The organism is Myxosarcina sp. GI1(2024) (genome assembly GCF_053543375.1).
In genome coordinates, this window is sequence record NZ_JBKGTY010000018.1 from 15,080 (window position 1) to 34,650 (window position 19,571).

The 19,571-nt window shown below is 43.1% G+C and carries 15 protein-coding genes and 1 pseudogene; 8 read left to right on the forward strand and 8 right to left on the reverse strand.

The window, feature by feature from the left end; translation table 11 throughout:
* Nucleotides 1-151: 151 nt before the first annotated feature.
* The 7 genes from psbC to ACLFKQ_RS29705 form a co-directional block, all read right to left on the reverse strand.
* A complete protein-coding gene (gene psbC / locus ACLFKQ_RS29675; protein WP_449003214.1) occupies nt 152-1,567 on the reverse strand; it encodes a photosystem II reaction center protein CP43 in 1,416 nt (471 codons plus the stop codon).
* A gap of 58 nt (nt 1,568-1,625) precedes the next feature.
* Nucleotides 1,626-2,750, reverse strand: a complete 1,125-nt coding sequence (locus ACLFKQ_RS29680) for a photosystem II q(b) protein (RefSeq protein WP_449003215.1) — start codon at nt 2,748-2,750, stop codon at nt 1,626-1,628.
* Nucleotides 2,751-2,835: 85 nt separating this feature from the next.
* On the reverse strand, nt 2,836-3,918 hold the full coding sequence (gene psbA / locus ACLFKQ_RS29685; protein ID WP_449003216.1) for a photosystem II q(b) protein: 1,083 nt from the start codon (nt 3,916-3,918) through the stop codon (nt 2,836-2,838).
* Nucleotides 3,919-4,495: 577 nt separating this feature from the next.
* Nucleotides 4,496-4,885, reverse strand: a complete 390-nt coding sequence (locus ACLFKQ_RS29690; protein ID WP_449003217.1) for a response regulator — start codon at nt 4,883-4,885, stop codon at nt 4,496-4,498.
* Between the two features lie 225 nt (nt 4,886-5,110).
* Complete coding sequence (locus tag ACLFKQ_RS29695; protein ID WP_449003218.1) at nt 5,111-5,479, reverse strand: response regulator; 369 nt, start codon at nt 5,477-5,479, stop codon at nt 5,111-5,113.
* A gap of 71 nt (nt 5,480-5,550) precedes the next feature.
* A complete protein-coding gene (locus tag ACLFKQ_RS29700) occupies nt 5,551-8,022 on the reverse strand; it encodes an ATP-binding protein (RefSeq protein ID WP_449003219.1) in 2,472 nt (823 codons plus the stop codon).
* Between the two features lie 81 nt (nt 8,023-8,103).
* Complete coding sequence (locus ACLFKQ_RS29705) at nt 8,104-9,945, reverse strand: response regulator (RefSeq protein WP_449003220.1); 1,842 nt, start codon at nt 9,943-9,945, stop codon at nt 8,104-8,106.
* Between the two features lie 340 nt (nt 9,946-10,285).
* On the opposite strand from ACLFKQ_RS29705, the pseudogene ACLFKQ_RS29710 reads away from it, so the two are divergent.
* From ACLFKQ_RS29710 to ACLFKQ_RS29745, 8 genes and pseudogenes are all read left to right on the forward strand, one after another.
* A pseudogene (locus ACLFKQ_RS29710) lies at nt 10,286-10,559 on the forward strand (hypothetical protein); the annotation flags it as partial.
* 407 nt (nt 10,560-10,966) lie between these two features.
* Nucleotides 10,967-11,185, forward strand: coding sequence for a hypothetical protein (locus tag ACLFKQ_RS29715; protein ID WP_449003221.1), 219 nt, complete (start codon nt 10,967-10,969; stop codon nt 11,183-11,185).
* A 513-nt stretch (nt 11,186-11,698) separates the two neighbouring features.
* Nucleotides 11,699-14,032, forward strand: a complete 2,334-nt coding sequence (gene psaA / locus ACLFKQ_RS29720; protein WP_449003222.1) for a photosystem I core protein PsaA — start codon at nt 11,699-11,701, stop codon at nt 14,030-14,032.
* Nucleotides 14,033-14,234: 202 nt separating this feature from the next.
* Nucleotides 14,235-16,466 carry a photosystem I core protein PsaB gene (gene psaB / locus ACLFKQ_RS29725; RefSeq protein ID WP_449003223.1) on the forward strand — a complete coding sequence of 744 codons (2,232 nt, stop codon included), beginning with the start codon at nt 14,235-14,237 and terminating at the stop codon, nt 16,464-16,466.
* 168 nt (nt 16,467-16,634) lie between these two features.
* The gene (locus ACLFKQ_RS29730) at nt 16,635-17,204 is read left to right on the forward strand and encodes a photosystem I reaction center subunit XI (RefSeq protein WP_449003224.1); all 570 of its coding nucleotides are present in this window, start codon (nt 16,635-16,637) and stop codon (nt 17,202-17,204) included.
* A 62-nt stretch (nt 17,205-17,266) separates the two neighbouring features.
* Nucleotides 17,267-17,419: a photosystem I reaction center subunit VIII gene (gene psaI, locus ACLFKQ_RS29735; RefSeq protein ID WP_449003225.1), complete on the forward strand. Its 153-nt coding sequence runs from the start codon at nt 17,267-17,269 to the stop codon at nt 17,417-17,419.
* 68 nt (nt 17,420-17,487) lie between these two features.
* Nucleotides 17,488-17,967 (forward strand): Photosystem I reaction center subunit III, encoded by a 480-nt coding sequence (locus tag ACLFKQ_RS29740; RefSeq protein WP_449003226.1) that lies wholly within the window; start codon nt 17,488-17,490, stop codon nt 17,965-17,967.
* Nucleotides 17,968-18,042: 75 nt separating this feature from the next.
* Nucleotides 18,043-18,183, forward strand: a complete 141-nt coding sequence (locus ACLFKQ_RS29745) for a photosystem I reaction center subunit IX (protein WP_449003227.1) — start codon at nt 18,043-18,045, stop codon at nt 18,181-18,183.
* A gap of 708 nt (nt 18,184-18,891) precedes the next feature.
* Here the strand turns inward: ACLFKQ_RS29745 and ACLFKQ_RS29750 are convergent.
* Complete coding sequence (locus ACLFKQ_RS29750; protein WP_449003228.1) at nt 18,892-19,563, reverse strand: HEAT repeat domain-containing protein; 672 nt, start codon at nt 19,561-19,563, stop codon at nt 18,892-18,894.
* Nucleotides 19,564-19,571 lie beyond the last annotated feature (8 nt).

Here is a 19,571-nt window from a genome sequence, read left to right on the forward strand (position 1 = left end):
TTGTCAGAATAAAACTTAAAAACATTACAGTTGCTAAAGCTATAGCCAGAGTCACAATTGACATAATGGATACACTATTAAAAACTTTTTGAAAATTCTGCATTTGCTCTCTTCAATCTATACTTGATACTTGCCTCTTGCCTTCTAATAATCAATCAATATCTCCCATTGATAAAACGGGTTCGTCTTGGCGATCGATTCCTCTTTCGAAACCAGCAGCTTGCGCTCTTGCCCTACCTGCGTGCCACCAATGACCGACGAGAAAGAAAAAAGCGAGAATCAGATGGGAACCAGTCATCCAGGTACGAACTGATAAAAAGTTAAAGCCGTTAGTTTCGGTTGCTAGACCAGCTACAGAGTTAATCGAACCCATAGGTGCCTGCACCATATATTCAGAGGCGCGGCGAATTTGCCAGGGTTGAACATCGTTACGCAGCTTATCTAGGTCTAGACCGTTCTGTCCGCGTAGTGGTTCTAACCAAGGACCGCGAAAATCCCAAAAGCGCATGGTTTCACCGCCAAAGATAACTTCTCCAGTAGGCGATCGCTGCAAGTATTTGCCCAAGCCTACAGGACCTTGAGTTGTGGCAATGTTAGCTCCCAGATTTTGGTCTCGAATCAAAAATACCAACGATTGTGCCTGGGATGATTCGGCAACAGTCGGACCGTAGAATTCGCTTGGATAAGCAGTGTTATTAAACCAAATAAACATCGCAGCGATAAACGCCTGACCTGCGACATTGCCCAAACTTTGAGAAAGATAGGCTTCTCCCGACCAGATAAAAACTTTGTCAGTCCACTCAAAGGGAACGGTTACGACATGCCAGATGCCACCAGCGATTAAGATGCCGCCCATCCAGATATGACCGCCGACAATATCTTCTAAATTATCGACGCTAACGAGCCAACCGCTTCCACCAAAAGGATTACGAAAGAAGTAACCGAAGATGACTCTGGGATCGAGAGTGGGATTTGTTACCAGGCGCACATCGCCCCCTCCAGGCAACCAAGTATCGTACAAGCCACCCCAAAACATCGCTTTGCAGACCAAAAGTAGTGCGGCTACTCCCAAAGCAATCAGATGGTAGCCCAAGATCGAGCTAATCTTGTCTTTGTCCGACCAGTCGAAATCGAAAAAGCCAGATAGTTTACTCGGTCCTCGTAAAGCGTGATAGAGTCCGCCAAGACCCAAAACAGCCGAACCAATCAAATGCAACACGGCGATCGCCATGAAAGGGAACAGATCGACCACTTCTCCACCAGGACCGACTCCAAACCCTAAAGTGGCAATGTGAGGCATTAACAAGCAGCCCTGTCTAAACATCGGCAGATCGGGATTGTAGTGTGCCACTTCGTACAGCAGCATTGCTCCAGCCCAAAAGGCAATCAAGCCAGCATGAGCGACGTGCGCTCCTAAAAATTTACCGGAAAGGTTGATAAAACGGGCATTTCCAGCCCACCAGGCATATCCTGTAGAAGCTTTATCTTTTCCTTCTCGTCTGGGATCGATTTCATCTCCAGCAGTGGCAGTAATATTGAGGGTTAAATCGGTAAACGGGGTTTCCATAATTTGTTGTTAGTAGTTAGTAGTTAAGCGCTCCGTTGACTATAGTTTTAAAGGAAAGCTAATAAGCTGTAGGTCTGAAGTTGTTTCCCAGTCTGGAAAAACCCCAGTCTGGAAAAACTGACAGATTGCACAGATTGCTCGGTTGTCTGGTTATCTCCGACAACCCCAAATTGGCATCAAAAATAATATCCATCCAGGTGGGAATTATGTGCTCTTGACTGACGATCGTAGGCTGTTGGAAATTAAATCCTTCAAAGTCGAAAGCCGCAATATCAATCCCAATCGCTGCCGACCAAATTCCCGCTACGGGAAAAGCCGCTAAGAAAAAGTGGAGCGATCGCGAATTGGGAAAACTTATTCCCCACAGACTGCGCTGATAGCTCTGAGATTTACCAAAGCTATAGGTTGATTTCTTTTGACCCAGCTTATATCCTAGATTTATCGATTCATGCTCATTGGTGTTGCGAATTAGGGTCGAGGTGACAATTGAGCCGTGCATGGCACAAAATAAAGCCCCACCCAAGACACCTATTACCCCCAACTGATGAAAAGGACTCATCAAAATATTGTGGTCTGCTTGTAGGCGAAACATAAAGAAAAACGTACCAGAGATTCCTAAAGGCATCCCTTCTGAAAAACTTCCCTGTCCGATGGGATAAATTATCAACACCGATATTGCCGCCGCTACGGGGGCTGTAAAAGCTAGAGAAATCCAAGGTCGCATTCCCAAGCGATAACTTAATTCCCACTCTCGGTCTTGATAGGCAATAATTCCAATCAGAAAGTGCAGTACGATTAGTTGATAGGGACCGCCATTGTAGAGCCATTCATCTATTGAAGCCGCTTCCCAAATTGGGTAAAAGTGCAAACCAATTGCTGCTGAAGTCGGAATGACTGCCGCAGTGATAACGTTATTGCCAGCTAACAAAGAACCAGAAACAGGAGAACCCAGTCCATCCCAATTTACAGGTGGTGCAGCCACGATCGCGATGATAAATACAATACTGGCAGTGAGCATCGTGGGAATCATCAGTACTCCAAACCAGCCAATGTAGATGCGGTTATTGGTACTGGTAACCCAGCGACAAAATTGTTCCCATAAGCTAAGATTGGGTTCGGCTTGGCGATCGACAGCAGAATCTAATTCCACCGAAGTTGAGAGTATTTGGTCTTGCTGAATCATCTATTTGTAGCTCCTTACTAAAAACATATCGCTGCGGTTTCCGAGTTGAGAAGCAAGAAAATAAGTGCTTGAGTTGATAATACACCTAACCGCCGATTGAGGGCGCTGTTAGAGCGATCGGAGTAGCCTCACCACAGGCTAAATCCATGGGAAAATTATGGGCATTGCGTTCGTGCATTACTTCAAAACCCAAATTGGCGCGATTGATAACATCTGCCCAACTCGGAAGTACCCGACCTTGAGAATCTAAAATTGACTGGTTGAAATTAAAGCCATTGAGGTTAAATGCCATGACGCAAATCCCCAAAGCTGTAAACCAAATGCAGATAACGGGCCAAGCTGCTAAGAAAAAGTGTAGGTTGCGGCTGTTTTGAAAGCTGGCATACTGAAAGATCAGACGACCGAAATAGCCATGAGCGGCAACTATGTTGTAGGTTTCTTGTTCTTGACCGAACTTATAGCCATAGTTTTGGGATTCACTATCGCTAGTTTCTTTAATTAGTGAAGATGTTACTAGCGAACCGTGCATGGCAGCAAAAAACGCTCCACCAAATACCCCTGCAACTCCCAACATATGAAATGGGTGCATTAAGATATTATGTTCGGCTTGGAAGACAAACATAAAGTTAAACGTGCCGCTAATGCCCATAGGCAAACCGTCTGAAAAGCTACCCTGTCCGATGGGATAGATTAAAAAAACAGAAACAGTCGCTGCTAGAGGCGCGCTAAAGGCAACACAAATCCAGGGACGCATTCCCAGGCGGTAGCTTAATTCCCACTCTCTTCCCAGGTAGCAGCAAAGGGCGGGAATGTAATGAAAGGCAATCATTTGATAGGGACCGCCATTGTAGAGCCATTCGTCCATCGAGGCAGCTTCCCAAATTGGATAAAAGTGCAAGCCAATGGCATTGGATGTAGGTACTACGGCGCCAGTAATAATATTATTGCCGTAGAGTAAGGAACCAGAGATTGGCTCTCTAATACCATCGATATCTACTGGCGGTGCGCCAATAAAGGCAAGGATAAAAACTGTGGTTGACACACCCAATAGGGGAATCATCAAAACACCAAACCAACCAATGTATAGTCGATTTTCAGTACTAGTAACCCATCGACAAAAACGCTCCCATAGATCGAGGGGTTGCTGTTGTTGAATGGTCGTGGTCATAATTTTTTCGATCTCCTAACTGAACAATTAAATAACTACAGCAGTTTTGGCTCTCATAAAGTACATTTGCTCTATATTTCTAACTTTGTTCGCTCTAAATTCGTGTTTAATCGATCTGAAAACCGCTGTAAATACGTTTGAGAAAGAGCGATCGCACCAAGAACTTTTGTTGTGGATAGTTCGAGTTGTTCTGAAAATTTACAAGCGAGAAAGATAGGTAATTTTCTGTCTCAACTCAAGGCTAGTCAGAAGCTCTGGTTTTGACTAGCCTTGAGTTGCTCGACTAAATTACTAATCTGAACCTGGGAGTGTTTGAGAATGGATAAATGCTGTAACATAATTAGTAATTCCTTGCTAAAAGGGTAGGAATAAAAACCTCATCGTTGCGGTTTCCGAGGCCAGAAGCGATGGGGTTAATTTCAGGAATGTAAGTAAATTTACCAGGCAACTTAACTTTTTACTTGTCTGTACGATACGATATTAAACAAACAATCTGTAAAACTTCTGAAGAAGACAAATTTTTAGCAAAAAATTTAAATATTGTTCCGAGGGATTATCTTATAGCTAACAGCTTTTCTTAGTTCCAGCGAAGTAATCTAGAAATTTGACTGGCTAAATTTAGCAGATCGAAAGATTTAACAACCGGCTCAAGTTCTGTTATCTGCTGTAGCCGAATTAGTTCTTGAGATTGAGGTGAAGCTGTCAAGAGAATTAAGGGAATATTGTTGGTCGAAGAATTTTGCTTTAAATTGCAAATTATTTCTCTCCAACTCAAATCGGGCATCGTTTCATCGAGATCGAGTAGAATAGCTCTAGGTAGCTCTATCGCAGCTCGTTCGATTCCCTCAGCACCAGAATTAGCTACAATCGCTTCGCAGTTCAAAATAGTCTCTAAACAAACCTGCATCACTTCCTGGATACTATTTTCACAACTAATCAATACGATTTGCCGCGTCTTGATTGGCATCGACGGTAACTCTTACAGCTTAATGTATGTACATTTTGGATTTTAGAGAACAAATCTGAATAACTAATGAAGCAATTTATCCCTGACAACTTTAGCGATCGAGTAGTTAGTAGCGAGTCAATACCGTTCGGTTAAAAATTAAGTAGCAGAAGAAGCAACAGCAAAAGTAATTGTTTGAAGTTGAGTAAAACCAGTTCGATATAACCTACTTTTTATTTCCTTTATTTATCCCAAAACTTTGACAATGCGTTCTGATAGGTCAAAGGGGTCGTAGGGTTTCGTAATTACATCCGACACCTGTAGCTGAGTAAACTGACGCTGTTCGGCTGGTTGAGCTTTTGCCGTTAGTAAAATTACGGGAATATAGCGAGTTGCAGAATTAGCCTGTAGTTGTTTAAAAGTCTCCAAACCATCTATATCTGGCATCATTACGTCTAACAAAATGATATCGGGTTGTTCGGCGATCGCTTTAACCAAACCTTCTCTACCCGAACTCGCGGTCAAAATTTCCCAATCTCCTGTTAATTCCAGACAGATTTGCGTGGCTTCTCGAACATCATTATCGTCGTCAATTAGTAAAATTTTTTTGGTCATTGGTTGTTAGTCCTTGTTTATGTCTCTAGTCCTTTGTCCTTAGTTACAGATGACAAAGGAAAAAGGACTATTTAGTTAGGAATTGGCAGGGTGAACAAGAAAGTACTTCCCTTCCCTAAGACGCTTTCTACCCAGATTTTACCGCCGTGCTGTTGGACGATACTGCGACAAATGGCAAGTCCCAAACCCGTCCCCCCGCGATCGCGAGAATCGGAAGCATCGACTTGTTGAAAGCGATCGAAGATAGTTTCTAGGTTTTCTGGAGGAATACCCCTACCGCAATCCCTGACGCGAAACATGACCGAGTCGGTAGAGTCCCCAGAACCCAAAACTTCGGTAGCGTTCACTAAAAGCGCATCCAGACTAACCGTAGTCTGGGGTGGTGAAAATTTGATGGCGTTACTCAGTAAGTTAGTTAGGGTTTGGATGATGCGATCGCGATCGAGCCATAGCGTAACTGCTAGTGGGGTTACGGAAAGTTGGATATTGGCTTTATCTGCCAGACTTTGCATCACCTCAACCGCATCGAGCATCACCTCTGCGGCGTTGTAGGTGTCTTTGACCATTGTCACCTTGCCCGATTTAATCCGCTCTAAATCCAGAATGTCGTTAATCAAACGTACTAGTCGATTGGAATTATCGAGAGCAATTTCCAACAAACGCTGGCTTTTGGGAGAGGTAGGATCTAAACGACCACTAGCCAGCATCCCAATGGCACTGCGAATGGAAGTTAGAGGGGTTCGCAGTTCGTGGCTGACCACCGAGATAAATTCGTCCTTCATGCGGTCTACGATCTGCCGTTCGGTAATGTCTTTAAAGATGACCACTGCTCCCACAATCTGCTGCTGTTCTCGGATTGGGGTGCTAACATACTCTACGGGAAAATTGGTTTTGTCTTTACGCCAAAATATTTCGTTGGTTACGTGATGTACCTCGCCAGTTTGTAGGGTTTGACAAATAGGATTTTCCTGCCAGGAATAGACAATTTCTTCTGAGGTTGAATGATTGACGACCTCGTGCATTAAGTGGTTTTGTAGGTCGGTGACCTGATATCCGAGCATTTCAGCCGCCGCAGGATTGATAAAGGTGGTTTTTCCTTGCAAATCTAGCCCGTAAATACCTTCTCCAGCCGAATTTAAAATCAATTCGTGTTGATGGCTGAGTCTTTCTAGAGAAGCTCTAGTTCTGAGGCGATCGCTAATTTCTCGGATTAACTTTTGGTTGGTCTGCTGTAGCTCTGCGGTTCGCTCTTGCACTCGACATTCTAAGGTAGCGTTAAGGGTGCGAATCTGTTGATAGAGTTGGTATTGATAGATAGCGATCGCAAAATGACTGCCTAAAGTCTGTGCCAGTTCGATTTCACTACTCGTCCACTGACGAGCTTGGTTTTGCTGGAGTTCGCGCCAAGTCTCAAAAGACTTACGGGGAAACTGATTGCGGGGATCGTCGCGGTCTGGTCTTTTTGCCCAAATGGTTTCAATATCCACACCCTGGCGAAACACGGTGAGATAACCCAAGATTCTGCGTCGATACTCTAGCCGAATGGTTAAAATACTTTTAATTTTTGTCGGTTGGAAAGCGATCGCCCAATCCGCAGGCATGGGGGCGCGATCGATCTCGGCAATCGCCCAGGGCATAATTACCCGCTTTTCATGCAGTGTAGTTTCTAGCCATGCTTGCCAACTAGGATGCTGCTCTAGAGGGATTGGAGCGACAGTGTTGGCGTTATCTGTCTCGGCTAAGAATACGGGTTGTTCGCCAGAGACATACAGTTGCGCTACTGATTCGGAATTTTGGGGGGTAATATATACTCGACCTCCCGACCCCTGTAGGGCGGAAACAGTATGCTTTAAAGCCTGCTGTAGCTGCATTTCCGTCATCGAATGCAGCGATTTACCAACGCGGTTGATGGCAGCTTCCTGACGCGCTTGCACGCGGGTAGACTCCAATAAATTTGCTTGGGCGATCGCTATTGAAGTTTGATCGGCGACTAGTTGCACCATCTCCAATTCTTTGACGGTGACGATGCGCGGCAAGCTGTGGTGAGAAACCAACAATCCCCAGAGATCGCCACTGACAATGGGAACTACCAAAGAAGATTGTACTCCCATAGCTGTCAGGTACTCGACATGACACGGATCGACCTCGCGAAAGCTAATATTTTTGCCATTTTCAGCCTTAGCTGACGAACTCATGCCAATTTGGCGTGTCGCTACATTAACGATGGTTCGCTGGCGTTCCCGCAAATAGAGTTCGCGCATTTCTAGAGGTATATCTTCGGCTGGAAAGTGCTGTCCCAATAAAGATGGTAGCTGCTGGTTATCAACTGACTCTGCTACTACTTCCCCACTGCCGTCTGCTTCAAACCGATAGATTTTAACTCGGTCAGTTTTTAAAAAAGCTCTAACTTCGGCTACAGTAGCAGAAAGAATTACCGAGAGTTCTAAAGACTGACGGATGCGATTCATCATCCGATGCAGCAACATTCCCCAAGATTCAAGATCTTGATTATCGGTTTGAGATGGTCGATTTTGTTGGCTCATGTTTCTTTATAGAACGACAAAAATAAAGCGAATTAGTCAGCAGTTGTCATTTGTCATTGGTCTTTAGCTACCATTCGTCAATTAGTACTGAATAGCCCGCAATAATTGACTGCGGTTGAGATGATTGAATATTTTAGTTACCAATTCTGTCTGAGGAATAGTTTTACTCACAAAATCGTTTGCTCCCGCAGCTAGAACTCGATACATAGTGCGGCGATCGCTGTGAACGGTAAAAAACAAAATTGGTAACTCACGCCAACGGGGATCGTTGCGGACTAGCTGGCAAAGTTCGATCCCGTCTGACTCGGGCATCGCCACATCCAGAATCAGTAAATCTGGATCTAATTTGGCGATCGCCTGCCAAAATTGCCGTGGGTTCTCTAACGTCGTCAAATCCAGATTCCAAGGCTTGATGACACTGCGAATAAATTCCAAGACTTCGGCATCATCATCCACCAGTAACACTTTTGCCTCTTTATGTTTAATTCTCTTGATGGCTTTAACGAGCGAGACAATCGCTTGTTTGCTTAGTGCCGATTGCTGTAAAAGTAGATTTTTCTGCTCGAACAGACGGACGAATTTGAGGCGATCGCTTAGGTTATCGTTATTTGTCAAGAGGATTACTAAGGTCGGCAAGATCTCGTTAACTAGACCTGCAAAATCATTGAGTTCTACTGCCGTCAAACCGCTTAGAGCAAAATCCCAGATTACAACATCTAGATCTGGCTTATCCAATGCTTGTTTGAGATTAGCTTGGTTGCTAACTAACTCAAAACCAATGTTGGCAGCAGACATCTCAGCTAAAACTCTTGCTACTAATTGAGAGCAATCGTCGATCGCCAAGATTAAAGGACTATTTTGCTCTGTTAGGGCAGGCTGTAAATCGCGATCTAATTTTAAAGAATTTTTTAAGGCGAGTAATAGTTCGGAAAAGTAACTGGCTCGCTCTGGTTCGGAAGTTTCTTGCACTCTAAGTAGATCTTCAATTTCAATTGCCAAACGCGAGCCTTCAGCAAAGCCAAACACGCCAAGCCCTCCTGCCAATCTATGAGCCGACCATTTTGCCTGTTGTAAGAGTTCGGCTTCTAAAGTATCATCTTGCCAAGCACGATTGGCTCGTTCGAGAATTTCTAAACGTTGGTTATTTAAGCCTTCAAACTTTTGCCAAAGTGACGCTAACGAACTTTCTAACTTCTGTCGCTTAGTTAGGTCTGGCTTTTGAGATGGGGCTGGAGAGTTAGTATTGGTGGCTATTGATTTGAGTCGATAACCGACTCCATATATGGTTTCAATTAAGTTGGTATTGGCTCCAACTTGTTTGAGTTTACGCCGTAGATCTTTAATATGAGCCATAACTGCGTTTTCGGTTGGCGCTTCATCAACCGACCAAAGACTATCCAAAATTACACTCCTAGTTAAAACTCGATCGCCATTACGTAAAAAAAGCTCTAGTAAGCGATATTCTTTAGGTGTTAAGTTGAGTAACTTTCCTCTATAAGTCGTCTCGTGAGTTCTAGAGTCAAGACGCAAATCTTCCCATTCTAAAATTGGCAGAGTTAAGGAATTTTTGCGACGTAATAAGACCCGAATTCGCGCCAATAACTCGGAAATTTCAAAAGGTTTGACTACATAATCATCCGCTCCTGCATCCAGTCCAATTATTTTTTTGTTATTAGAATTTTGAGCGGTTAGTAACATAACGGGGGTTAGATCGCCCGCAGAACGTAATCTTCGACAAAGCTCAATTCCATTTAGTTTGGGCAGGATAATATCGAGCAGAATTAAGTCATAATTATATGCCTCGATAAATCTCCAACCCAACTCGCCTTCAGCAGCACGATCGACAACATAGTCGTGATCGCGCAAAATATTTTCTAAGGTTTGAGCAATCAATTCGTCATCTTCAATCAATAAAATTTTCATAAACAGTAAGCCGACATATATCTCAGCATTTAAAAAAAAAATTTATTAACTATTGGTTGAATTTTAAAAAAGGCTTATTATATATTTGTCATATTCCTATTTCTACATAATACATATACATAAGTTTTTTTACATAAGTTTTTTAGTAAGTTACTAGAATTTTACATTGTTTATTGTCTGAATTTGTTTGATGACCGATTCTCTTCAAGATGTTCTGTTAGTTTTTTTTCTTCGTCTGCTGTCATCTGTTTCCTCTTCTAACCACACCTGATTTTAACGTTGAAATCGAGCGTTTTTATTCATTTAGTTCACTTGTCCTAACAAAACTGACCTGCTCCCTGGGGAACGTTTAAGCAAATTAATTGCCTTGATGACATTGGCTTTATGTTAAGCAATTAAATACAGGGGAATGGTTACATCATCAGCATCAACCAATCAAAGTCAAAAAACATGGTCGCAAAGCTAAAAGTATTTTTCGCTATGGTTTCGATCATCTGCGCTCTATTTTCACTGATTTAGATTTGAAACAAGATGAGTTTTTACACTCTTTGCAATTTTTGTCCTGTCCTGTACTTAGCAGTCAAGTACAAATTTTAAAGTTTTGTAAAAAATAACAGCAACCTTAGCTAAGTGACCATTTGATTCTGGTATAAGTTTAAATAAGCAAATCTAGCTATCTAGCGGAATAATCTTCTTTCACATATAGCATTCATTATAAAAATATCAGAGAAAATCTATTAGATTGCTTGAATGAAATCATCGAGCGACGGGGCATTTAATTAATCTGGCGAGGAAGCCGAGTCTTCGACTTGCGTACGAGACACTCGGAGGTTCCCTCCACAAGTGTAATCGCGTAAGACGCTCCGCAACCGCCAGCCAGCCCCTTATCAACGTTACGAGGACACTTCGTAACTACGCTCGTTCAATTAGTATCAAAACCATCAAAGTCGATTGTTGCCTCTGGCCTCGGAAACCGCAGCAATAATCGGTAATTTGCCCTTTTAGTAAGGAATTTTCGATCGTGAAATTGCAAGAAATAAATATAGTACGTTCTAATGGTTTCGCTTCCTTTTTGACAAGCGATAAATTAACTGGGAAACCTATCAAACATTGGAAACTTGGTTCGGAAATGTCTTGGGATGAAGAAGCTCGGTCTAGTTTTCTAGAGAATGAATTATTAGTAAAAACCGTTTTGGCATTTCATAAGACTGTAAAATTCAAGATAACAAAAGACATCTAGCTATTAGAACTTTCACCAATCAAATATGATTGCTATAGCCCTCTTCTGTTACTTTTCGAGATAGAATCATACAGCGAGCTGATTACAGCCATGCTTCGCTCTGAATTTTTATTATTTAGAAAAAAATTGAACAATCTTTATTTTCTGTAAAGACTTCAGAATTTATAAGTGACAAAAGAGGGATAGGTTCTTATTTTGATAGATAAGCGATCTGGTTTTACATGCGCCAAATGTAATTGAAGTTGTTGAAAAAACAGATCGATCGAAATAAACGCAAGACTTTATTTACTCAAAAATATCTATTGCTGATTTGAGGCAAACATAAAGCAACTAGCAGGTCAGGTAATGATACGGCGGCAACCGCAGTATCACAAGCCGAGGGGCTGAGTCTCGAACTTGTTTCGAGACTTTAAACGTCCCCTCTGACCATTGGTCAATTTTTGTTTCCAGAAATTACTAACAATTTCTGAGTTGGCAACACTGCAAAACTCTTCAATTTAAAGGAGAATTTACATGACAATTAGCCCTTCAGAGTCTGAGCAAAAGGCAAAAGTTGTCGTAGATACCAATCCAGTACCTACTTCTTTTGAGAAGTGGGCAAAACCAGGGCACTTCGATCGCACCCTGGCTAGAGGTCCGAAAACTACCACCTGGATTTGGAATTTACACGCCGACGCTCACGATTTTGATACCCACACCAGCGATTTAGAAGACGTTTCCCGCAAGATATTTGCCGCCCATTTCGGACACTTGGCGGTAGTCTTTGTCTGGTTGAGCGGGATGTACTATCATGGTGCTAGATTTTCCAACTACACCGCTTGGCTATCAGACCCCACTAGTATTAAACCCAGTGCCCAGGTTGTCTGGCCGATTTTCGGTCAAGATATTCTCAATGGCGATGTCGGTGGAGGCTTTCACGGTATTCAAATAACGTCGGGTTTATTTCAGCTTTGGCGTGCCGCAGGTATTACCAATGAGTTTCAGCTTTACTGTACCGCGATCGGTGGTTTGGTGATGGCAGCTTTAATGATATTTGCAGGCTGGTTTCACTATCACGTCCGCGCCCCCAAGCTGGAATGGTTTCAGAATGCCGAGTCGATGATGAATCATCACTTGGCAGGATTACTCGGACTCGGTTCTTTGGGCTGGGCGGGACACCAGATTCATGTGGCATTACCAATTAATAAGCTATTGGATGCAGGTGTCGCTCCTGCCGATATTCCCTTACCCCATGAATTTATTCTCGATGCGAATAAAATGATCGAGCTATATCCTAGCTTCGAGCAAGGATTGCGACCATTTTTTACTTTAAATTGGGGAGTTTACGCTGACTTCCTCACTTTCAAAGGTGGTTTAAACCCCGTTACGGGGGGTTTATGGCTCTCGGATAGCGCTCACCATCACTTGGCACTGGCGGTAATTTTAATTATTGCCGGTCATATGTACCGTACCAACTGGGGTATCGGTCACAGCATGAAGGAAATGCTGGAGGCACACCGAGGACCGTTTACGGGACAGGGACATAAAGGTCTATACGAAATTTTGACTAGCTCCTGGCACGCGCAGTTAGCCATCAACCTGGCGATGATTGGTTCTCTAAGCATTATCGTGGCACATCATATGTATGCAATGCCGCCCTATCCATATTTAGCGACTGACTATGCCACAACTCTATCTTTATTTACCCATCACGTTTGGATTGGCGGTTTTCTCATTGTAGGTGCTGCCGCCCATGCTGCTATCTTTATGGTGCGAGACTACGACCCCGCTCAAAATGTCAACAATCTTTTAGACCGAGTGATTCGCCATCGCGATACTATTACTTCCCATTTAGCTTGGGTCTGTCAATTTTTAGGCTTTCATAGCTTTGCGATTTATTGCCATAATGATACGATGCGGGCTTTTGGTCGTCCTCAAGATATGTTTTCCGATACGGGAATTCAATTACAGCCAGTCTTCGCTCAATGGATTCAGCATATTCATACGATGGCAGTTGGCAATCCCGCTCTTCAAGCTGCTCAGCCTACGGGTAATGTTTTTGGAGGCTTTAGCAATATTGCACTGGGAGGATTGGGAACTACCGCACCTAGTATAAGCGAACCCGTTAGTTATGCTTTTGGCGGTGGCGTGTTGGCTGTAGGAGGTAAGGTGGCAATGATGCCGATTACTTTGGGTACGGCAGATTTTTTAATTCACCACATCCATGCCTTTACCATTCACGTCACGGTATTGGTATTGCTCAAAGGAGTTCTCTATGCTCGTAGTTCTCGTCTAATTCCCGATAAGGGTATTTTAGGCTTCCGTTTCCCCTGTGATGGACCGGGACGGGGTGGTACTTGTCAGGTATCGGCTTGGGATCACGTGTTTCTCGGTCTTTTCTGGATGTACAATTCCCTTTCGATCGTGATTTTTCACTTTTTCTGGAAGATGCAGTCAGATGTTTGGGGGACTGTAGATGCCGACGGCACCATTAGCCATATTACTGGGGGGAATTTTGCTCTTAGCTCGATTACCAATAACGGCTGGCTGCGAGATTTCTTGTGGGCACAAGCTTCCCAAGTAATTACCTCCTATAACAGCGCCCTTTCTGCCTACGGTCTGATGTTCCTAGCAGGTCACTTCGTCTTTGGCTTTAGTTTAATGTTCCTGTTTAGCGGTCGCGGCTATTGGCAAGAACTAATTGAGTCTATCGTCTGGGCGCACAACAAGCTCAAGATTACCCCTGCTATCCAACCCCGCGCTCTCAGTATTACTCAGGGTCGGGCTGTAGGAGTCGCTCACTATCTGTTAGGAGGAATTGTTACCACTTGGGCATTCTTCCTGGCACGAATGGCGGCGATTGGTTAACTACTTTAACTGTAAGTAAGGTGGACAAAATTATCTTTCAGTAAAATTTTCTAGTTTGAACTTTAAAATTTGCCCACCCTACGATCTGACTCGAACGAATAGCAGCGATTGGTTAGACGTACAGACAAACCCAATCGAAAAACCTCAAAGGGCGAATTACCATTCGCTCCTACCAACAATTAATGTCTAACAATTATTAATTATGGCTACTAAATTTCCTAAATTTAGCCAAGACCTCGCCCAAGATCCTACTACCAGAAGGGTTTGGTACGGGATTGCTACGGCTCATGATTTTGAACTCCACGATGGCATGACGGAAGAGAAGCTATATCAGAAAATATTTGCTTCTCACTTCGGTCATATAGCGATTATCTTTCTGTGGACTTCAGGGCTGCTGTTTCATGTGGCATGGCAAGGCAACTTCGAGCAGTGGATTAAAGATCCGCTCAATATTCCTCCCATCGCCCACGCGATTTGGGACCCTCAATTTGGACCCGGAGCAATTGAAGCATTTACCAGGGCGGGCGCTTCTAATCCTGTAAATATAGCTTACTCTGGAGTTTATCACTGGTGGTATACCATCGGGATGCGCTCTAACAACGAGCTATATATGGGGTCGATTTTTCTACTCATACTCGCCTCGGTAATGTTATTTGCAGGCTGGCTACACCTCCAACCAAAATTTAGCCCCAGTCTGGCTTGGTTTAAAAACGCCGAGTCCCGACTCAATCATCATTTGGCAGGGCTGTTTGGCGTTAGTTCTCTAGCCTGGGCTGGTCACTTAGTTCACGTGGCAATTCCCGAATCTCGCGGACAGCATGTAGGTTGGAATAATTTTTTATCTACTCCACCACATTCAGCAGGTTTGGGCGCTTTCTTTACTCTTAACTGGGGAGTTTACGCACAGAATCCCGATACTGCCAATCATGTATTTGGCTCCTCTGAAGGTGCGGGAACGGCAATTTTGACTTTTCTGGGTGGTTTTCATCCCCAAACCGAATCTCTGTGGCTCACTGACATGGCTCATCACCATCTGGCGATCGCCGTTCTGTTTATCGTTGCGGGTCATATGTACCGCACCAATTTTGGCATCGGTCACAATATCAAAGAGATGACTGAAGCTTTAGCCGGACCTGGTTGGGATGGTTTCTTTATCGCTCCCAACACTGGTCGCGGACATAAAGGTATTTACGATACCTACAATAATTCGCTGCACTTTCAACTAGGCTGGCATCTGGCTTGTTTGGGAGTAATTACTTCTTTGGTGGCGCAGCATATGTATTCAATGCCGCCCTATGCTTTTATTGCCAGGGACTACACCACACAGGCTGCCTTATATACTCACCATCAGTATATTGCTGGCTTTTTAATGGTTGGTGCCTTTGCCCATGGGGCGATCTTCCTGGTACGGGACTACGACCCAGAACTAAATCGGAACAACGTCTTGGCAAGGGTTTTAGACCACAAAGAGGCGATTATTTCGCACCTAAGCTGGGTATCGCTATTTCTCGGTTTCCATACTCTGGGTTTATACGTTCACAATGATGTCGAAGTAGCCTTTGGCGCAGCAGAAAAACAAATTTTAGTCGAACCCGTATTCGCGCAATGGGTTCAGGCAGTTCATGGTAAGACACTCTATGGCATCAGCACTTTGCTCTCCAATCCCGATAGCATCGCTTCTACTGCATGGCCCAATCACGCTAATGTCTGGCTACCAGGTTGGCTCGAAGCGATTAATAGCGGTACAAACTCCCTATTTCTCACTATCGGTCCTGGAGACTTCTTAGTCCATCATGCGATCGCACTCGGACTTCACGTTACCACCTTAATCTTAGTCAAGGGAGCGTTAGATGCTCGTGGTTCTAAACTGATGCCCGACAAAAAAGATTTTGGTTTTGCTTTCCCCTGTGATGGACCGGGACGGGGCGGTACTTGCGATATCTCGGCTTGGGACGCTTTCTACCTTGCTACTTTCTGGATGCTCAATACCCTGGGTTGGATTACCTTCTATTGGCATTGGAAACATCTGGCGATTTGGGAGGGCAATGTCGCTCGATTTAACGAAGGCTCTACTTATCTGATGGGTTGGTTTAGGGACTATCTTTGGGCAAACTCCGCACAGTTAATCAATGGTTATAACCCCTACGGCACTAACAATCTGGCGATCTGGGCTTGGATATTCCTTTTAGGACACTTAGCCTGGGCGGTTAGCTTTATGTTCCTAATTACTTGGCGGGGTTATTGGCAAGAGCTAATCGAAACTCTAATGTGGGCACACGAACACACCCCGTTATCTTTTGGCTATCCCAAAGACAAACCCGTGGCTCTATCCATCGTTCAGGCTCGCCTAGTCGGTTTGACTCATTTTGCAGTCGGCTACATTGCTACCTACGGAGCCTTTCTAATCGCAGCAACAGCTAGTAAGTTTGGTTAGCTTTGTCGTTCCTTGTCATTGGCTTTGCCCTTCAACACCCGAAGACTAATGACTAATAATCAGTATTGACAAGTTTGGGGGATTCTCCTCTCCCAAAATAGACAAGACCCGATCGCAAATAGGGCATACGGTCGGGTTTCCTTACCAATAATAATCTAGAGAAAAAACATGACCCAAAATACAACTGCTAAGATTACTCCAGCCTATGCTGATGAGGAACTAATTAAACCCTATAAAGGCGATCCCTGGTTGGGTAATCTCTCAACACCAATCAATGATTCAGACTTGGTTAAAGGTTTTATTCGCAATTTACCAGCCTATCGTGAAGGATTGAGCCCCTTTATGCGAGGACTAGAAATTGGTATGGCTCACGGTTACTTTTTAGTAGGACCTGAAATTGTGTTCGGACCTTTGCGCGAAACTTCTCACGGAGCAAATTTAAGTGGTCTAATTACCGCCATTTATATTACCGCTTCGGCAGTTTTAGGTATTTCTATTTTTGCTATGGCTACTTTTCAAGGCGACCCCAGAGGGGCATATAATTCTAATTCTCAAGACGATCTGAGACCTTTGAAAAAAAAAGAAGAATTTTTTCAACTTGGTGGCGGTATCTTTTTAGGTGCTATGGGAGGCGCGGTGTTTGCCTACGCTTTACTAGAAAATTTTGACGATTTAGATGCAATTTTACGCGGCGCGGTTAATGTTAGCCAACAGTTAAATTTCTGGATCTGGGGTTAGGCTACTAATTGCGATTGTCAACAACTAACAACTAACCATTTAAAATTACGAGGATTAGTCCTATGACAGATGTTACCCAAATGACAGGTTCTTACGCTCTTTCTTGGTTGCCTTGGATATTTATTCCCTTAATCACCTATATTCTTCCATTTCCCGTGTTTGCTCTATTATTTCTTTGGATTGAAAGAGAAACCAAAGAGCGATCGCCAGAATAAAGCAATCTTAGCTTACTCAATTTTAAAAATTGCAACCTGACATTAACTTTTTGTAATTGTGAAAAAAAATGATGCGAAAACTATTTACCTTAATTTTAATTTTATCAATTTGGTTTGCTGTCGTTCCTACTGCTTCAGCCAATGACCTGCTAGTAAAATGTAAAGACTCGCCAGCCTATCAAGAAAGAGTGGCAAACTATCCAAATAACTATTACTTCAACCAACCCGATCGCGCCTACGCAGAGTACTTACCCTGTGGGACTGATGGATTGCCGCATTTAGTAATTAGTTTCCGAAATACGATCGATATCGCGATCGCTTTCGGCATTTTTTTCTATATTACAGGTTTTATCGGCTGGTCGGGACGTTCTTATTTACAAGCGATTAACGAAAAAAAATCTCCTCAAGAATCAGAAATATTTATTGATTTACCTTTGTCAATTAAATCTTTAGCTCAAGGTCTGGTGTGGCCAACATTAGCAGTAAAAGAACTGTTAAGTGGGGAACTAACTGCTAAGGACAATGAAATTCCGGTTTCACCTCGTTAGTTCGTTATAGATTTTATTGACTAACAGTCAGAAAAATTATTTGTTTGTAAAATACAAATTTAAGCAAGAACAATCATGCAGTATTTCATAAAATATTTAACCAGTGCCCCCGTAGTAGCTACTCTTGCTCTAGTTATTGTCGCGATCGTTTTTATCGAACTAAATTACTTTTTTCCTGGGTTACAGTATGGTACATATTTTCATGGTTTGCCATAATAGGTAGTGAAACAAAAATCTGTGGGATTGAGTCTAAAGAAGTGGTTAGTAAATTGAAAAATTTAGATGGAATGTCTTCTTTGTGGTCATCCAATAGCTCGCAAACACGGAAAAACAACCAAAGGAATTCAGAGATATCCCTCGTCTGTCACTTTCCAATATTTCATATTAGGAAAAGGTTTTCAAGGGAAACAATATCAATTCATTGAGCCATTTGTAGTCAAATTTTCGTCATCCGTCCGCCTCAAAAAATTTCTATTAAGAAAAAACTCCGCGATCGCATAGTAGATAATGGTCACAGAACTTAGAATTTGCTCTAGTTTTCGGAGTCTGACAGAAGCGTTTCATTAGCGATCGCTAATAATAAATCAAAGAAACTCAGCAGATTATTGGTTCATATGAACTGAAAAAGTTGAGTTTCTTAGGAGTCAGCTCAGGCTGGTTCGCTTTTCGGTACATTTGTTCTTACCGAGTGAGTGCCAGGGGGTTTCATCAATTTTAGGGCTTTTCCGTTCCCTGAACCTAACTTTTTCGTCGCCAAAGAATGTCTGTAACCTTCTTTAGCTCAACATTTGAAACTTTGCAAAGTCTACATTAGAGGCGCGTCGCGCCTCTATATATCTCTATATATTGGGGAGCTGTTTAGTGCGAAAAAACTAGCGCGATCGCTTTGGTTAAATTTATTCGAGTTCTTGACAATTAAAAACATCAACTGTCATTCTCCAAAGCTGCCAAAGAAATACGAGCTGCTTGGCTTACCTGGGGATGAATGTCTTTGGCTAAAAACTTAAGGGCAGAAATGCTTTTTTCGGTATTAAAATTAGCTAAGGCTTCGGCGAGTCTCTGTCTGACTAGCCAATCTTCCGAACTGGCAAAATCGAGGATGCGATCTACAGACTCAGTAGCTTGAATTTCTCCTAAAGCTGCGATCGCTGCCTGTTGTAAAATGATCTCTTCGCTATCTAAAGCCTCTAAAAGTACTTCTCTAGCTCTAATGTCTTTTAAATTACCTAAAGAAACTGCAGCACTAAAGCGTACTAACCAGTTAGTATCTTCATAGAAAGCCCTCACCAACGGTTCAAAAGCTCGAATATCTCCGAGATAACCTAAAGCACCTGCTGCATCGGCGCGAATACCATAATCTTCATCGGTTTCTAAAAGATTGACTAAGATAGGATAGCATTCAGGAGTTGGTTTGATTCCTAACGCAAATACTGCCATCGATCGCACTGGTAAAATCTCATCATTCAGTACTTTTTTAATTAAAGGTACGGCATCTTCGGGAGGCACCGCTCTGAGAGATGTCAAAGCCAGCAGCCGGTCTTTAGAATTAGGACTTTCTAGCTGAGTGGCGATTTTGTCTAAATCGGATTGTTCCATAGTCGATT

What these genes read in the sequence shown, in the direction of transcription:
- psbC (WP_449003214.1), bottom strand. Translation starts at nt 1,567, where the DNA reads ATGGAAACCCCGTTTACCGATTTAACCCTCAATATTACTGCCACTGCT.
- ACLFKQ_RS29680 (WP_449003215.1), bottom strand. Translation starts at nt 2,750, where the DNA reads ATGATTCAGCAAGACCAAATACTCTCAACTTCGGTGGAATTAGATTCT.
- psbA (WP_449003216.1), bottom strand. Translation starts at nt 3,918, where the DNA reads ATGACCACGACCATTCAACAACAGCAACCCCTCGATCTATGGGAGCGT.
- ACLFKQ_RS29690 (WP_449003217.1), bottom strand. Translation starts at nt 4,885, where the DNA reads ATGCCAATCAAGACGCGGCAAATCGTATTGATTAGTTGTGAAAATAGT.
- ACLFKQ_RS29695 (WP_449003218.1), bottom strand. Translation starts at nt 5,479, where the DNA reads ATGACCAAAAAAATTTTACTAATTGACGACGATAATGATGTTCGAGAA.
- ACLFKQ_RS29700 (WP_449003219.1), bottom strand. Translation starts at nt 8,022, where the DNA reads ATGAGCCAACAAAATCGACCATCTCAAACCGATAATCAAGATCTTGAA.
- ACLFKQ_RS29705 (WP_449003220.1), bottom strand. Translation starts at nt 9,945, where the DNA reads ATGAAAATTTTATTGATTGAAGATGACGAATTGATTGCTCAAACCTTA.
- psaA (WP_449003222.1), top strand. Translation starts at nt 11,699, where the DNA reads ATGACAATTAGCCCTTCAGAGTCTGAGCAAAAGGCAAAAGTTGTCGTA.
- psaB (WP_449003223.1), top strand. Translation starts at nt 14,235, where the DNA reads ATGGCTACTAAATTTCCTAAATTTAGCCAAGACCTCGCCCAAGATCCT.
- ACLFKQ_RS29730 (WP_449003224.1), top strand. Translation starts at nt 16,635, where the DNA reads ATGACCCAAAATACAACTGCTAAGATTACTCCAGCCTATGCTGATGAG.
- psaI (WP_449003225.1), top strand. Translation starts at nt 17,267, where the DNA reads ATGACAGATGTTACCCAAATGACAGGTTCTTACGCTCTTTCTTGGTTG.
- ACLFKQ_RS29740 (WP_449003226.1), top strand. Translation starts at nt 17,488, where the DNA reads ATGATGCGAAAACTATTTACCTTAATTTTAATTTTATCAATTTGGTTT.
- ACLFKQ_RS29745 (WP_449003227.1), top strand. Translation starts at nt 18,043, where the DNA reads ATGCAGTATTTCATAAAATATTTAACCAGTGCCCCCGTAGTAGCTACT.
- ACLFKQ_RS29750 (WP_449003228.1), bottom strand. Translation starts at nt 19,563, where the DNA reads ATGGAACAATCCGATTTAGACAAAATCGCCACTCAGCTAGAAAGTCCT.